Genomic DNA, 17,444 nt, shown 5'->3' with positions numbered 1-17,444 from the left:
CAGGAATTTGTTCAAATAGCTGCATCTGAGTCCGATAGCTCATCGTGAAAAGAGTGTGTGTGGAAATGTAAAACGCCGAATAAGTAGTAAGTCGCACATTAAGTAATCCAACGCCCACAACGCCCTACAACGCCACCATCGCACATCAAGCAATCCAGACGCCCAACAACAAAGCACATTCAAGTATTGAAGTACTTGAGTGTTCAAGTGTTCAAGAACATACATGGTACTTCTTCCATATAGAGTTCATTCCTCCTAGCCCCACGCAGTGTCCTTTACGTCGCCTCCCACTTTTTCTGTTTGCGGTTTTTAGAGTTCCGTTGATGGAGTTGCGAAGTGGAGGTTTGGAGCTGGAGAAACGCCAGTGGTCGCCTTTATCCTCGGATTTCTACCGCTCAGCGGTATAAAATCAGGAAATCTGAGGATAACAGCGATCGTAAGCCCAAACGCTCTACGTAGTGGCGGACATATCATCATGCTCTTTTTATCCGCCCAACAGAAAAAACTACATACAAATGAACATAAAAAACTTTAAAATAAACATATGTAAGCGTTTATCACTTTGATATAGTTATTGAACCCGGAGGTGTATCTCGATGTTGTCTAGGCTGATTAGGCCGATTTTGAAGCTAAACGTCAAACAACAGCTTATCCTGCTGTTTCTGATTATGATCTCGCCGATTCTGTTTTTGAACATTTACGGGAATATGAAGGCTGAGCAAATTCTGAAGCGCCATGTGACGAATGCTTATGTAGAGCTGAACAAGCAAAACTTCACCATTATTAACCGAGATATCGATACCGTAAATAAAATTACTACCACTGTAATTCAAAATCCTCTGATTCAACAGATTAATATGACGGGTTCGGATACCATTCTGGAGCGGGTTAAACGATATGAGACGATAGAGAAGCTGTTGGTCAGTTACTCGCAGGGAGCGGAGCGTGGGGACGGCATCTATTATTCCCTTTATATATACGATCCCGAGGATTATTATTTTTTTGCACCCAATTTCCCACAGGTTAAGAAGGCGGGAGTATATTTCTTTTCCAAAGCGGAAGAGCCCTATTGGTTCGAGGAGGTTGTCCAGAAAAAGGGTCGCGGATCTCTAAAATTTACAGGGAAGCTAAGTGCACAAGCGGAAAACTTGAAGACTCTTACCTATATGAGAGCTGTCAATAACATCTCCAGAAAAGCTGAGACCATTGGGGTTTTAGTCATTACCAAAATGGACGCAAAAATCGGAGAATCCCTTAAATCCATATCGTTGCCTGATGGTGATATTTACTTAACAGATCTGGATAATCGTGTACTCGCTTCTACTACGAATAATACTGGTGAGATCATTACGCTGCCGGAGACGGTCGTTGCTGAGGATTTGGAGGGAACCGTGGATGTTATTACCTCGGATTTTATTTATGTGGTCAATAATAACCATGCCTTAGGACAGAAGCTAGTCTACAAAATCGCCGTAAAAGCGCTGCTGCAGCAACAAAACGAAATGAAAAGTGTGATTCAATACATAACTGTGGCCTATGCTGTTTTTGGATTAATCATGATTACTTATTTCTGGCGTTCATTAATGACGCCTTTGCAAAAGTTAGCTTTTTTCGTCCGGAAGTTTGAGCCAGGCAATCGTGTCCCTGAGACGCCAAAAAGAGGGAGTAACGATGAGGTCAGTGTGCTGATTGGATCTACCTATGACATGGCCCGCAGGCTAAATGGACTAATTACTTATAAATACCAGATGGAGCTAAAACAGAAGGAATCACAGCTTCAACTGCTCTATCAGCAGATCAATCCGCATTTGCTCTACAACACTTTGGAGAGTATTTACTGGAAAAGCTCGCTGGAAGGTAACGTTGAATCCGCCGAGATGATCAAGGAATTATCCAAGCTTATGAAGATTAGCCTCAGTCGGGGAAGGGAGCTGATTAGCCTTGAAGAAGAGCTGGAGCATGCAACGGCCTACATCAAGCTGCAGCAGCACCGGTATGATTATATATTTCGTGTAGTAATGGAGATTCATCCAGATACGAAAAGAAATCTAATTCCTAAAATTACCCTGCAGCCGTTAATTGAGAATGCTATTATTCATGGTGTCAAAAATACGGGCGAGGATGGGGAAATCATCATTAGCGCAGTTTGTGTGGACGATACCGTCGAGATCACTATTGAAGATAATGGCTATAAGACTGTTGATTATCAGGCCATCGAAGCTGTGCTGAATGACGACAGTCCAAATCCGGCCAGCGGTTACGGGATTCGCAACATTAACCAGCGTATTCATTTACACTTCGGCTCTGATTATGGCATCAGCTATACCCCTCGTAAAGAGGGCGGTACATTGGTGACGGTTAAGCTTCCGAAATCAGAGAATCAGGACTAAGGAAGGGGAGCATACAGATATGTTCAATATATTAGTTGTGGATGACGAACCCTTGATTTGTAAAGGGCTGAGCAATTTATTAGCTTCTTCGGGGTTAAACATAGACCATATTTATACAGCAAACAGTGGTTTTGAAGCGCTGGACTGCATTCGGATGGAGGAAATAGACCTGCTCGTTACTGATATTCAGATGGGTGCAATGAGCGGGATTGATCTAATGCAGCATGCAAAATTGGCCAAACCCTGGGTACAGACCATCGTGATTTCTGCACACGAGACGTTTCAATATGCGCAAATGGCCGTTAGGCTTGGAGCGAAGGATTATTTGATCAAACCTTTGAATAGTGAGCAATTTCTGGATTCGGTGCGAAATGTGCTGCTTAAGATGGGGAAACCATCACCAGAATTGGATATTTTCATGTCAGGAATTAACGAAAGCTTTCGGCTGGAAGAGCCGCTTCCGGAATACAGCAAGTTATTGAATGAGCTGCTCATTGAGCCTGAAGGTGTACTGTGTGATGCAGAACGCTTGCAAAAGCTGGATAACCTGAAGCTGCAAGGGCCGTATTTTTCCGTCTTAAAAATTAAGGTACCTCTGGCTGGAACGAATCAGGAGAAGCACTACACCCTGCGGGACAGACGGCTTCTTTGTTATGCCGCGCTGAATATCGCCAAAGAGCTGATGGATCAGGAGTGGAACTCGACAGCCTTTTACGCAGAGGATGAAGAGATTACGATCATTATTCAGTGGGATGAAAAAAGCTATGAAGATTCGTCTGCCAGCCAAATTAATAGGCTAGATATCCTTGGCCGTAGTCTTCATTTTAATATTCAAAAATATCTGCACTTAAATGCAGTTATCGGCATCAGCCAGATTCTCAAGGGTCTTTCTTTTATGGCTGTATTGAACCGTCAAGCCTCCAAAGCCATTCTCTGGAATAATGAACACAATGACCATTATGTGTTTTACTACGGGGATTTTAATTGGAACAGCTACACAACCGATCCTTCAGTAGAAGAGCTTCATACACGCAGCAATCTGATTGTAGAGAAAGCGAGAGAGTATATTGACGAGAACTATGCGCAAAAAGGATTAACCATCCATGAAGTGGCTAAGAAAAACCATGTCAGCCCCAATTATTTGAGCTATCTGTTTAAGAAAAATACAGGTTACAACCTGTGGGAATATGTAATTAAGCTGCGGATGGAAGAAAGCCGGGAGATGATTTTGAACACAGATCTTCGCAGATACGAAATCGCCGAGCGTGTAGGTTATGAATCACCGGAGCATTTTAGTAAAATTTTCAAAAAATATTATGGGATTAGCCCCAGTGAATTGAAGAAGTAAAAACACATACTACTTCGGTAGATTTAGACATGTTCAGTACAACCCTCATTTTCTACAATTTAAGGTAGGAAGCATTTTGCGAAAAATGCTGAAAGAAAAATGGAATGAGGGAGCCTGATGAATCAAACCGCAGTTGTATCCGAAAATCCGCCGGCGCTGAAGGGTACACCTTACAAGCAAAACCGCTGGAAGAAAAACTTTTGGGGATATATGTTCCTCGTACCTGCTGTGATTATTTTTGTAATGTTCTTGTGGGTGCCAATTTTTAAAGGCTTGTTGTACAGCTTCTACCATGTTGATTTTGTAAAAGGGAATAGCTTTGTTGGCTTTGAGAACTATGCTAGAGCCCTTAGTGATCCGGATGTTTTGACCGCGTTAAAAAATACAGGGTATTACATGCTTCTATGTCTTATTATCGGGTTCTGGGTTCCGATTGCTTTTGCTATTATGATCTCGGAGCTGAGAAGGTTTGGGGGCTTTGTGCGGGTAGCGGCTTACCTACCTTTTGTAATGCCTGGTGTGGTGCTATATGGACTCTGGAGATGGCTTTATGATCCTGTGGGCCCAATCAATGCAGTATTAAGCTCGCTTGGTGTGGACCAGGTTGCCTTCCTGACAGATACAAGGTGGTCGATGATTTCCCTTGTTTTTATGGAGACGTGGCAGCAGTTTGGATCAGGGATGTTAATATACTTGGCTGCTGTACTCAGCATTCCGCGGGATTGGTATGAAGCAGCTGAGATTGATGGGGCGGGTGTGTGGGCACGTATAAAGTACATCACATTGCCTTCGCTACGTAATTTGATCATTTTGATGTTTATATTACAGATTATCGGGACTTCACAAGGGTATCAGTCACAAATGGCGCTGCTTGATGGTGGGCCGAATAATACTACGCTTACCTATGCGCTGCTGATCGTAAAATATGCTTTTACGCGACTCGATTATGGAACAGCGACTGCGCTTGGCATGCTAATGTTCATAGTCCTAGGTGGTTTGGGCATTTTACAGTTCAAGCTTAACAAGGAGGACAACTAAGATGAAGAGCGCAGATAGAGGGATTCTCTCAGAACATGATTTGAAAAAAACAAGCAATAAGATCGTTTATGGCTTGATGTGCGTGGTTATTTTGATTATGGTGTTTAGCATGCTGTATCCGATCTGTATGACGTTATTTAACGGACTGAAATCGAATCAAGAGGTGAACTCATTCCCACCGCATTTTTTCCCGCAGGAATGGCACTTCAGCAACCTTAAAGAAGCGATGAACTACATTGATCTGCTGATGTTCCTTAAGAACACTATTTATATTTTTGTGGGGAATATGGTCGTGACACTAGTCGTATTGGGAATGTCTGCTTTCAGCATTTCTCGTATGAATGTTCCTTACAGAAAGGCAATTTATTTCTTTTTCCTGATGACATTATTTATTCCGGCGACCAGCTACATGATTCCCAACTTTGTCAATCTAAAAGAGCTTGGATTACTGAATCAGTACGCTGCCTTTTGGCTGCCGGCTGGTGCGAATACATTCTATTTTCTACTCTTAAAGAACTTTTTTGATGGGATACATCCTGAAATTTTTGAAGCCGCGCGGATTGACGGCTCCTCTGAGCCGAGAAGCTTTTTCTCCATTGCAGTGCCATTGTCGGTTCCGATATTTGCTACGCTGGCGATCTTTATCTTTTCTACTGCATGGAATGACTGGTTCTGGCCATCTCTGGTTATGCACAGTGAAGAGAAATATACGCTCGCGACAGCAATCTATAAATACGTTATTAATGTAAAGGCACTTAATACGAATATTAAATTCGCTATCCTATTTATCGTATCGTTGCCGCCGATCCTTGTCTTCCTGATCTTCCAAAAGTTCATTATGCGTGGCGTCGCATTATCAGCAGTTAAGGGATAAGCGCGGATCGACGAATTTAGTCACGGATCGTAAACATGCACATGAAAGGAATATAAATGCACCTCGTTTGTAAACGATTTCTCTTTTATGATCGATATGTAAGATAACTATGAATTGAAAAGGGGAGTTTCAATGCGTAAGTACTCTAGCGTGCTACTAAGCCTCCTTGTGGCCGGATCATTGTTAACCGCATGCGGCGGTAACAACAATAACGGAAACACAACAGGAAACAAGGAAGGGGAAGCGACTACTGCGCCAACGAATGCTGCAACAGATAATGCTGGCAGTGCTACAGCAGCGCCAACTGATGATATCACACAAAGAAAAGTGACCATCAAAATTCACTATCCAACCCCTGACCTAACCGAAGTTAGAGCACAGGAAGATGACAAGATCAAACGTTTCCAAGAGGAGTATCCGAATGTTGAAATCGTCAAAGACGATTGGCAGTACAATGTAAGTGAAATCGGCATCAAAATGGCAGCGAATGAAGCTCCAACCTTCTTTAACACTTACGCTACAGAAGCAAAATTCCTAGTTGAAAAAGGCTGGGTAGCTGACATTACGGATCTGTGGAATAAATACGAATTTAAGGATCAAATTAACCCGGTTCTCCAAAACCAATTTATCATTGACGGAAAAGTATTCGGCGTTACTCAAAAGGGTTATGTAACAACCACAATGATCAACAAAAAAATGCTGGATGAAAAAGGCGTTGCTGTTCCATCTATGGATTGGACTTGGGATGATATGCTGAATACCGCGAAAGGTGTAGCTGATACCAAAAAAGGGATTTCCGGTATTGCTCCAATGGGTAAAGGGAATGAAGCAGGCTGGAACTGGACCAACTTCCTGTTCGAGGCTGGCGGTGAAATTCAGAAGATTGAAGGCGGTAAGGTTGTAGCTACTTTTAATTCTGAGGCTGGGATTAAAGCGCTGGATTTCTACAAGAAACTTAGATGGGAAGCAAACGCGATTCCTCAGGACTGGGCACTGGGCTGGGGTGATGCTGTAGGCGCATTCCAACAAAGTCGTACAGCAATGGTAATGGCTGGATCTGACGGTGTTATTGAGCAAGCGTTGAATCAAGGCGGTCTGAAACCAGAAGATGTACTTACGTATCCAATGCCTGCGATGGAAAAAGGCGGAAAACACACTGGGGTACTTGGTGGTGACTACCTTGTAATCAATCCAAATGCAACACCAGACGAGCAAGAAATGGCATTTCGTTATATTACATTTGATTACTTCTCCGATAAAGGTCTAGAAGCACTGGATGCGGTTCTGCAACAACGTACAACGGATGGCAAATACTTTATTCCGCCGCTCTTAGATTACTATTCTTCAGATTCTGACTTCGGTAAGAAAACAAAAGCTGTGTATGATAAATATACAAATGTATATCAATACAGCCCTGATATTTTAGGCTTGCTGGACGGTAAACCGGAAGCGCAATACAATACACAGGACTACTACGCAACCATGTCCAATGTAATTCAAGAGCTGTTCTCCAAAAAAGGAACAGATTCCAAGACACAGCTTGAAGCTGCTGCAAAAACAGTGCAGGAGAAATTCTTCGATACAATTAAAGTAGAATAGGCAAGGAAGGACAGAACCGGCTCCTTTAGGAGTCGGTTTTTTTATGTTTATATTATTGATATTTTTATAAATCAACACGACGGATGGCTTCCGACTATTTTTTAGAGGGTCATGAGAAAAATAGAGTGTCAACAAAATTAGATTTGCATTTTTAAAATATTTTTGCGAGCGGAAAGGTAGAAAATGGGTATCGGTTCTTGTCTTTTTAAACATAAACTTTAGATTTAAGGAATAATAAAGCGTAAATAATGGTAAAAAACCTATAATATGATCGAATGAAAGCGCTTTGAAAACAAATCAAAAAAACTTTATACTTTGTGAAAGATTTCACTATACAAGGTGGAAATGATGTGATAAGATAAATGTGTAGAGAAAAACAACCTAAAAATTGACAGGAGGACGAGGGAGATGGCAGTTAAGAACGAAGTCGCCGCCCAAGTTAAACAAACTACCGCTGAAGAGTATATTCAGACTTTGGTGGATAAAGCGAAAAAAGCACATGAGGCATTCATGGCGCTGGATCAAGAGCAAGTTGACACAATCGTTCATGCAATGGCGTTGGCTGGACTCGACAAACATATGTACCTCGCTAAATTGGCTGTAGAAGAAACTGGCCGCGGGGTTTACGAAGACAAAATTACTAAAAACATCTTCTCGACAGAATATATCTGGCACGGAATTAAATACGATAAAACAGTAGGCGTTATTGAAGACAATGCTTATGAAAGCTTCCAAAAAATTGCTGAGCCCGTCGGAATTGTAATGGGTATCACACCGGTAACCAACCCTACATCCACCACGATGTTTAAAGCGTTGATTTCGATTAAGACACGGAACCCTATTATATTCGGTTTCCACCCATCTGCGCAAGAGTGTAGTGCAGCAGCTGCTAGAATTCTTCATGATGCGGCTGTAAAAGCTGGCGCACCTGAGAATTGTATCCAATGGATTGAAATGCCAACGATGGACAAAACAAACGCTTTGATGAATAACCCTGACGTTGCACTTATTCTTGCAACTGGCGGTTCTGCAATGGTAAAAGCAGCTTATAGCTGTGGTAAACCAGCTCTTGGCGTAGGTCCTGGTAACGTACCTGCATTCATCGAAAAGAGCGCGGATATCGATCAAGCCGTAACGGACATCATTCTTTCCAAAACATTTGATAATGGTATGATCTGTGCTTCCGAGCAAGCTGTTATTATCGAAGAACCAATCTTCGATCAAGTGAAAAAGAAAATGATCGCTAATGGCTGCTACTTTGTTAACAAAGAAGAAGCTGCCAAACTGACTAGCGGCGCTATGAACGTTGATAAATGTGCAGTTAACCCAGCAATCGTAGGACAATCCGCAGTGAAAATTGCTGAAATGTGCGGCATTCAAGTTCCTGCCGGCACTAAGATTCTGGTAGCAGAACTTGAAGGTGTAGGCACTAAATATCCATTGTCCGCTGAAAAATTGAGTCCTGTGCTTGCTTGCTACAAAGTTAAAAACGCAGATCAAGGTATTGAACGCGCAGCACAAGTTGTTGAATTTGGTGGTATGGGCCATAGTTCGGCTATCCACTCCAACAACGAAGAAGTAATCATGAAGTTCTCTAACCGTCTGCAAACAGGACGTATTCTCGTTAACTCGCCTTCCACTCATGGTGCGATCGGCGATATCTATAACACTAACATCCCTTCGTTGACGCTGGGCTGCGGATCTTATGGTCGTAACTCCGTGTCGCAAAACGTTACAGCAATTAATTTGATCAACGTGAAAAGGGTGAATCGTCGTACCGTGAATATGCAATGGTTTAAAGTACCTGACAAGATCTATTTCGAAAAAGGCGCTACTCAGTACCTGACCAAAATGCCTGATATCACACGTGTCGCAATTATCACTGACCCAATGATGGTTAAGCTTGGATATGTTGAGAGAGTTGAACATTACCTGCGTCAACGCCAAACTCCTGTAGCGATCGAAGTGTTCTCGGAAGTTGAACCAGATCCATCGACAACTACAGTTGAAAAAGGTACAGCAATGATGAACAGATTCCAACCGGACTGCATCATCGCACTTGGTGGTGGTTCCCCAATGGATGCTGCAAAAGGAATGTGGTTATTCTATGAACATCCAGACGCTGACTTTAACGGTCTGAAACAAAAATTCATGGATATCCGTAAACGGGTTTACAAATTCCCTAAACTTGGAAACAAAGCTAAGTTTGTAGCGATTCCAACTACTTCGGGTACAGGTTCGGAAGTAACATCTTTCGCAGTTATTACCGATAAAACAACTGAACAACACACTAAATATCCTTTGGCTGACTACGAGCTAACTCCAGACGTAGCTATCATTGATCCAGAGTTCGTATATAGCTTGCCAAAAACTGCTGTAGCTGATACAGGTATGGACGTATTGACACATGCCATCGAAGCTTATGTATCTGTTATGGCGAGTGACTACACGGATGGTCTGGCAATTAAAGCAATCCAATTGGTATTCCAATACCTTGAAAAATCGGCTCTTGAAGGCGACAGAGTTGCCCGTGAAAAAATGCATAACGCATCAACACTTGCTGGTATGGCCTTTGCTAATGCTTTCCTGGGTATTAACCACAGCTTGGCGCATAAATGGGGCGGTCAATATCACACTGCTCACGGTCGAACTAATGCGATCCTTATGCCACACGTTATTCGTTACAATGCTAAGAAACCTACGAAGTTCGCTTCGTTCCCTAAATATTCACACTTCGTAGCTGACGAGCGTTATGCAGAAATCGCCCGTATTCTGGGATTGCCAGCTCGCACAACTGAAGAAGGTGTAACTAGCCTGATCAATGCTATTCGCGACATGAACAAAAAACTGGGTATCGAAGAATCCTTCCAACAATTGGGCTTTGATCCTAAGGATTTTGAATCCCATGTAGATTACTTGGCTGACCGTGCATTTGAAGATCAATGTACAACTGCCAATCCTAAGCTGCCACTGGTATCTGAACTTGCAGATGTATATCGTAATGCTTTCTACGGAAGATTTGATAATTAATATTTGGTTAAGTAGATAATAGGATGGTTGTGGATTAGATATAAGTGACAAATATCACCGGAAAGGTGATATTTGTCACAGTCTATTTATAGAAAATAAACTAAAATGTTTATATAAACAACGGTCCCATATATGGAACAATGATTGTGAATTTTCGAACAACCATATTTTTCTTGGGATCACGAGACACGGGATCAACCTTCAAGCCCGCGATCTCTACAAATATAATATAAATATAGATGGAGGGATTTAGCATGTCGGTGATTGAAAAAGATGTACAAGAAGTGAAATCCGGTTGGAGAAGTTTTACAAAAGGTAAATGGTCCAGAAAAGTTGACGTTAACAACTTTATCGCAAGCAACATTAAGCCTTATGAAGGAAACGAAGAATTCCTCGTAGGACCTACTAGTAACACAACTGAACTGTGGAAGATTATTTCCCAATTGAGCAAGGAAGAAAGAGAAAGAGGCGGCGTATGGGATGTTTCCCTAGATACTGTCTCCACAATCACTTCACATGCTCCAGGCTACATTGACAAGGACAAGGAACAAATTGTAGGCGTACAGACTGATGCTCCTTTCAAACGTTCCATCCAGCCATTCGGCGGGATCAAGATGATGGTTGATGCTACGAAGGCTTATGGCTTCGAGCTTCCACAAAACATCGTTGACATGTTTACGAACATTCGCAAAACGCATAACCAAGGCGTATTTGATGCATATACACCAGACATGAGAGCTGTGCGTAAATCCGGCGTAATTACAGGTCTTCCTGATGCTTACGGACGCGGACGCATCATCGGCGACTACCGCCGCATTGCTCTGTACGGTATTGATTTCCTCATTAAAGACAAAAAACAACAACAAACTGAGCTTGAAGTAGATTCCATGACTGAAGATATCATTCGTTTGCGTGAGGAGCTGTCCGAGCAAATTCGTGCACTTGGCGAATTGAAAGAAATGGCAGCTGCTCATGGTATGGATATTTCCAGACCGGCGACCAACTTCAAAGAAGCTACTCAATGGGTATACTTCGGATATCTGGCAGCAGTTAAAGAGCAAAATGGTGCGGCGATGTCCCTGGGCCGTGTGTCCTCTTTCCTGGACATCTATGCAGAACGCGATATTGCTGAAGGTACTTTGACTGAAGAACAAGTACAAGAAATCGTCGATCATTTCGTAATGAAACTGCGTATCGTGAAATTCTTGCGTACACCTGACTATAATGATCTGTTCTCCGGCGACCCAACATGGGTAACTGAATCCATCGGTGGTATGGCTGAAGACGGAACAACTCGTGTTACTAAGAACAGCTTCCGTTTCTTGAACACCCTGTACAACTTGGGTCCAGCTCCGGAACCAAACTTAACTGTACTGTGGTCCGAAAAATTGCCTGAAGCCTTCAAAAAATATTGTGCTAAGGTTTCCATCGAAACTAGTGCAATTCAGTATGAAAATGACGATGTAATGCGTCCATACTGGGGTGAAGATTATGCGATTGCTTGCTGCGTATCTCCAATGCGTATCGGTAAACAAATGCAGTTCTTCGGTGCTCGTGCCAACCTGGCAAAAGCATTACTGTATGCTATCAATGGTGGTGTAGATGAAAAATCCGGAGCACAAGTTGGACCGGAATTCCCAGCGATCACTTCTGAATATCTGGATTATGACGAAGTAATGAAACGTTTCAAACCGATGATGGAGTGGTTGGCTAAGACTTATGTTAACACTTTGAACATCATTCACTATATGCATGACAAATATTCTTACGAACGTATCGAAATGGCGCTGCATGACCGTGACATTCTGCGTACGATGGCTTGTGGTATTGCTGGGCTGTCCGTTGCAGCTGACTCACTAAGCGCAATTAAATACGCCAAAGTAAAACCTATTCGTAACGAACAAGGTATTGCGATCGATTTCGAAACCGAAGGCGAATTCCCTTGCTACGGTAACAATGACGATGCTGTTGACAGCATCGCAGTAGAATTGGTTGAAACCTTCATGACTATGATCCGTAAAAACAAAACATATCGTGATTCTGTGCCGACTCAATCGGTACTGACCATTACTTCGAATGTAGTGTACGGTAAGAAGACAGGTACTACACCTGACGGACGTAAGAAAGGTGAACCTTTCGCACCAGGTGCTAACCCAATGCACGGACGTGACAAGAAAGGCGCCTTGGCTTCCCTGAACTCTGTAGCTAAACTGCCTTACTCCGATGCACAAGATGGTATCTCTAATACGTTCTCCATCGTACCTAAGGCACTTGGTAAAGACGAGGATTCCCGTAAGTCTAACCTGGTACACATGATGGATGGATACTTCCATAACAACGCTCAGCATTTGAATGTTAACGTATTTAACCGTGAACAGCTGATGGACGCTATGGAGCACCCAGAGAACTATCCACAATTGACTATCCGTGTATCCGGTTATGCAGTTAACTTCATCAAGCTGACTCATGAACAACAAATGGATGTAATCAACCGTACATTCCACGGTTCGATGTAATTTGTTCCTGTCATGAAGATCTTTGAATTAGTACTACTATTGAAATAATTGCAAGGAAGATACCGCCCTTGTCTCAAGGGCGGTAATATCTTGTTTGAGAATTGTTAAAATTTTAAATTTTATTGCCGCGATATAGGGATATGACAGTCTCAAGGACAGGGATCTTCATCGTTGAAAAAGGGACTGTTAGTCTGGCGTGGCGAAAGGATGACATCCTATGATTAAAGGTCGCATACATTCTTTGGAAACCTTTGGAACCGTTGATGGACCTGGTATTCGATTTGTCTTATTTATGCAAGGCTGCTTGCTGAAATGTCAGTATTGCCATAACCCTGATACCTGGGCTTTAGATGAAGGTAAAGAAATGACTCTAGAAGAAGTGCTTTCGGAAATCGAGCCATATATAAACTACTATCGTTCATCCGGTGGCGGGTTAACTGTATCCGGTGGAGAACCAACCTTGCAGGCGCAATTTGTAAAGCAGTTATTTACGGAAGTGAAGAAGCGTTGGAATTTGCACACCACATTAGACAGTAATGGTTACAACGAAGGTGACAAGATTAATGACTTATTGGATGTAACAGATTTGGTTATGCTTGATCTGAAGCATATTGATGAAGAAGCGCATATCAAATTAACCGGTAAATCCAATGATCGAACTTTGAAGCTTGCACGCTGGCTCTCAGACCATAATCGTAAGATGTGGATCCGACATGTATATGTTCCTGGTATTCATGATCGTGAAGAGGATCTCATTAACTTAGGTCGTTATATTGGAACCTTAAATGGCGTCGAGAAATTCGAAATCTTACCTTATCATCAGATGGGTATCTATAAATGGGAAATGCTCGGCAAAGCTTATGAACTGGATGGAGTACCTTCTCCAACAGAAGAAGAAGTGCAACGGGCATACCGCTTGGTCGAAGAAGGTCGTAAGCAAACGGCATTGGTATAATAGAAATCTATTTTTAAGAGAGACCGTACCCTCAGTGGTTGATCATCACTGAAGGTGCGGTTTTTTGTTATGAGGAAGTAAAAAGGGAGGGGTTAAAGCTCCTCTGAGGGGGGATTTTATATTATTCCTAATAAAGACATGCTATAGTTACACGTGGTTTATGGGGTAGATAATAAATGAATATGTCAGGTAATATGACTAATTTTATATTTTAATTAAATGTTTTTAAAGAGAAACAAACTTTTGTGATGAGAAAAACAAATGAATAAAGCGATTTAACATTTTTATGTTATAAAATATAACTTATCATGTAGTTGATTCCGCTTACATTAGAGATTTTTATCCCTATAGTGGATGAATCTTAACCTTACGATAATGAAGTCTGTTTTCTATAATAAGAAGTGTAAAGCACATCAATATATAGGGAGGGTCACAAGAAATGAAAAAAAGTATGACTTTGCTATTGTCCCTGATTTTCGTATCATCAGCTTTACTGACTGGTTGCGGAGGCAACAACAATGCGTCTTCTAACAAAGGAGATGGAAACGCTACCGCGACTAACTCAGCCGCTACAAATGCTCCAGCAACAGAAGAACCGGTAAATAACGAGCCATTTGAAATGACGATTCGTCACACTCAAATCGGTGCAGACAAGCAGAAACGTCTGGCTATTCTCGAAGAAGTAGTTAACAAAGTACAAGAGGATGTACCGGGTCTGACCTTTAAACTCGATGGGGTAGATTCAGATGTAAACCGTAAAGAAAAATTGCGTGGTGAAATGGCTGCGGGTAATCCACCGGAAATCTTCGATCTGTTCGGTAGCCCTGACTCCAAGATCTATGCTAAAGAAGGTAAATTACTTGACCTGACTCCAATTCTTGAGGAACTTGGAATTAAGGATAAATTCTCAAATCTAGATCCTTTCACTTATGAAGGAAAAATCTATGGATTGCCTATCGGTGGTTCTGGTGAAGGTTTCTTCTATAACAAAGAATACTATACAAGCAAGGGCTGGAAGGCTCCAACAACATTTGCTGAATTGGAACAACAATTGGCTGATATCAAGGCTGATGGAAAAGTACCTTTGGCTGGTGCATCCAAAGCTGGTTGGGTACCACTTATGTTAGCTAACCACCTGTGGTCACGTTATGCAGGTCCGGATGTAACTGCTAAATTTGCAACAGGCGAAGCTAAATGGTCTGATCCAAATGTAGTAAAAGGATTTGCGAAATACAAAGAATGGGTTGATAAAGGCTACTTCAAAAAAGGCGAACTTGGCTTTGAATATGCTGAATACACAACACAATTCACTAGTGGTGAAGCGATCCTGCTGTATGATGGTACTTGGAAATCCTCCGTATTTAAAACGGGCCAATCTGGCGAAGGTTTGATTGGTAAAGTTGGATTCTTCAACATCCCAGCAGTTGAAGGCGGAGCGGGTGACCAAACTGCATTGATGCGCGATGTGAACAATGGTTATGGTTTCTCTGCATCTGCTGAGAAAGATCCACGTCAATTGGCTGCTGTGAAATCTTTTATTAAAAACTTATTTAATGAAGAAATGCAATTGCGCGGACTTGTTGAAGATGGTGTATTGCCAGCAATGAAGATTGACCAAAACGTATTGAATGAGAATATTACTGATGATCTGATGAGCGAAATCGTAGGTGTACTTAACAACTCACAATCTTCGTTCCCAGCATTTGACTCTCTTGTTCAAGCTGATGTAACTACAGAAATCAGTAACATTCAAATTCAAAAACTGATTGGCGATCAGACGACTCCTGAGAAAATGGGCGAAGCTTTGCAAAAGGTACAAGAAGAAGCAAACGCAGCAGTTGAATAAATAGCTGCAAACTGAATGTACCCTGGTGCTAAATCCAGGGTACATTTTTAAAATCAAAGAAAATATGTGTTTGCACTTGATCTGAAGCATTCACTATTCGCCAGATGTCAAAGCAACCGGAGGTAGTCATGAATAAAGCATTAAGAAATCCAGTGGTATTTTTCCTTTTCGTTCTTCCAGCATTGATATTGTTCACGATGTTTTTCATTTACCCCATTTTTAGTTCTATTTATTACAGCTTTACTAGTTGGAACGGTGTATCGGAGACGGTTAAATCAGCCGGATTAAGTAATTATGAGAAAGCACTAGGAGATGAACGATTCTGGATATCCGTTAAAAACAACGGTTGGTTTATTCTTTTCTCCGTATGTATACAGGTACCGTTGATCGTATTCTTCTCGTTATTGATTTCTAATGTGAAGAAGTTAAAGGGCTTATATAAGACAGCAGTCTTTATGCCTTCCATTATGTCTACAGCGGTTATCGGTATTCTCTGGGGGTTTATCTATGAGCCCAACATTGGACTTTTTAATAAGCTCCTTAGTCTAGTAGGAATTAATCCTATTTACTGGCTGTCAGATGAAAGATTTGCAATGCTTTCTATTTTGTTGACGAATGCTTGGCAGTGGACTGGATTTTATATCGTTATGGTACTAGCGGCGATTCTAGCTATTCCTGGTGAATTGGATGAAGCTGCAGCCATTGACGGCGCAACGGGATTTCAACGCGCTACTCGTATCACGCTCCCACTAATCGTACCGATCATCTCGGTTGTAATTATGCTATCCATTGCTGGAGCAATGAAAGCTGCGGATATCGTCATCGTTATGACTAAGGGGGGACCTGCAGGTTCAACCGATGTAATGGCAACTTACATGATTAAATATGCGATCACGAACTTTAAGTATGGATACGGAAATGCCATCGCTGTCCTGATCTTTGCATTTACACTGGTGGTTACAGTCCTTTATCAGCTGCTGATTGCACGTCGTACAGAAAGGATTGAATACTGATGCCACGCGCCCTGAAAAAGAGTCTGCCACATATTGCCCTTTTATTCTATTTGTTAGTGATCCTGTTTCCTTTCCTATTCGTATTATTCTCATCTGTGAAAAAGGATAATAATGAGATTGCGCTTAATCCTTTTGGCATTCCAAAGGAATTCGTCTTTAATAACTACGTGGAGGCTTGGGTAAATGCCAAGATTAGTACTTACTTTTTCAACAGTTTGTACATTTCGATCCTTGCCTCTGTAGTGTCCATTCTACTTGCGTCTATGTTTGCTTTTGCGGTTACGCGGATGCGTCAGGGGAAATGGAATACTATTTTGTTCTCACTGGTTTTAGTAGGAATGCTCATCCCGAATAATGCTTTAATGCTGCCGATTTATACGATCGTACGTAAGTTAGGAATACTGAACACCCACTGGGCGTTGATCATTCCTTATATCGCCAATGCGATTCCATTTACCATCATTATTTTAGCAGCATTTATGCGAAATTTACCTAGAGAAATAGAAGAAGCTGCGGTCATGGATGGCTTGAAGGCACCGGGTATCTTTGCTAGAATTATTGTACCTCTAACGGTTCCGGCTATGGTTACGGTATTCATTGTTAATTTCCTGGGAAATTGGAACGAGTTCTTGCTAGCTAACTACTTCCTGTCGAATGACGAGCTGCGAACGCTTCCAGTAGGTATGGTCCAATTCCGTGATCAATACCAGATGAACTATGCACAAATGTCAGCCGGTATCGTCTTCAGCGTACTGCCGGTAATAATCATTTATGCAATTCTTCAGGAGAAGATTATTGAAGGTGTAACAGCGGGTGGCGTAAAAGGATAACCTTA

The 17,444-nt window shown here is 41.9% G+C and carries 11 protein-coding genes; all 11 read left to right on the top strand.

Features of this window, described 5'->3' with window-relative positions:
* The first annotated feature begins 596 nt into the window (after positions 1–596).
* Positions 597–2,390 (top strand): cache domain-containing sensor histidine kinase, encoded by a 1,794-nt coding sequence (locus NSQ91_RS22685; protein WP_340919922.1) that lies wholly within the window; start codon positions 597–599, stop codon positions 2,388–2,390.
* 19 nt (positions 2,391–2,409) lie between these two features.
* The gene (locus NSQ91_RS22680; RefSeq protein ID WP_076278412.1) at positions 2,410–3,738 is read left to right on the top strand and encodes a response regulator; all 1,329 of its coding nucleotides are present in this window, start codon (positions 2,410–2,412) and stop codon (positions 3,736–3,738) included.
* 210 nt (positions 3,739–3,948) lie between these two features.
* Positions 3,949–4,776: a carbohydrate ABC transporter permease gene (locus tag NSQ91_RS22675; RefSeq protein WP_370510708.1), complete on the top strand. Its 828-nt coding sequence runs from the start codon at positions 3,949–3,951 to the stop codon at positions 4,774–4,776.
* 1 nt (position 4,777) lies between these two features.
* The gene (locus NSQ91_RS22670) at positions 4,778–5,650 is read left to right on the top strand and encodes a carbohydrate ABC transporter permease (protein WP_036682930.1); all 873 of its coding nucleotides are present in this window, start codon (positions 4,778–4,780) and stop codon (positions 5,648–5,650) included.
* A 132-nt stretch (positions 5,651–5,782) separates the two neighbouring features.
* Positions 5,783–7,249 carry an ABC transporter substrate-binding protein gene (locus NSQ91_RS22665; RefSeq protein ID WP_076303977.1) on the top strand — a complete coding sequence of 489 codons (1,467 nt, stop codon included), beginning with the start codon at positions 5,783–5,785 and terminating at the stop codon, positions 7,247–7,249.
* A gap of 408 nt (positions 7,250–7,657) precedes the next feature.
* Entirely contained in the window at positions 7,658–10,279 is a 2,622-nt protein-coding gene (adhE, locus tag NSQ91_RS22660) for a bifunctional acetaldehyde-CoA/alcohol dehydrogenase (protein WP_036682925.1), read from the top strand.
* A 254-nt stretch (positions 10,280–10,533) separates the two neighbouring features.
* Positions 10,534–12,795 (top strand): formate C-acetyltransferase, encoded by a 2,262-nt coding sequence (gene pflB, locus NSQ91_RS22655; RefSeq protein WP_076303978.1) that lies wholly within the window; start codon positions 10,534–10,536, stop codon positions 12,793–12,795.
* A gap of 217 nt (positions 12,796–13,012) precedes the next feature.
* Positions 13,013–13,750, top strand: a complete 738-nt coding sequence (gene pflA, locus NSQ91_RS22650; protein WP_036682920.1) for a pyruvate formate-lyase-activating protein — start codon at positions 13,013–13,015, stop codon at positions 13,748–13,750.
* Between the two features lie 439 nt (positions 13,751–14,189).
* Complete coding sequence (locus NSQ91_RS22645) at positions 14,190–15,596, top strand: extracellular solute-binding protein (RefSeq protein ID WP_076129628.1); 1,407 nt, start codon at positions 14,190–14,192, stop codon at positions 15,594–15,596.
* A 128-nt stretch (positions 15,597–15,724) separates the two neighbouring features.
* Complete coding sequence (locus NSQ91_RS22640; RefSeq protein ID WP_036682917.1) at positions 15,725–16,609, top strand: carbohydrate ABC transporter permease; 885 nt, start codon at positions 15,725–15,727, stop codon at positions 16,607–16,609.
* The gene (locus tag NSQ91_RS22635; protein ID WP_036682912.1) at positions 16,609–17,439 is read left to right on the top strand and encodes a carbohydrate ABC transporter permease; all 831 of its coding nucleotides are present in this window, start codon (positions 16,609–16,611) and stop codon (positions 17,437–17,439) included. Before NSQ91_RS22640 ends, NSQ91_RS22635 begins: the two co-directional genes overlap by 1 nt.
* The last annotated feature ends 5 nt before the right edge of the window (positions 17,440–17,444 follow it).

This window comes from Paenibacillus sp. FSL R7-0048 (assembly GCF_038004505.1).
Lineage (GTDB): Bacteria > Bacillota > Bacilli > Paenibacillales > Paenibacillaceae > Paenibacillus_AQ > Paenibacillus_AQ odorifer.
This window is presented reverse-complemented; position numbering and strand designations above follow the sequence as displayed.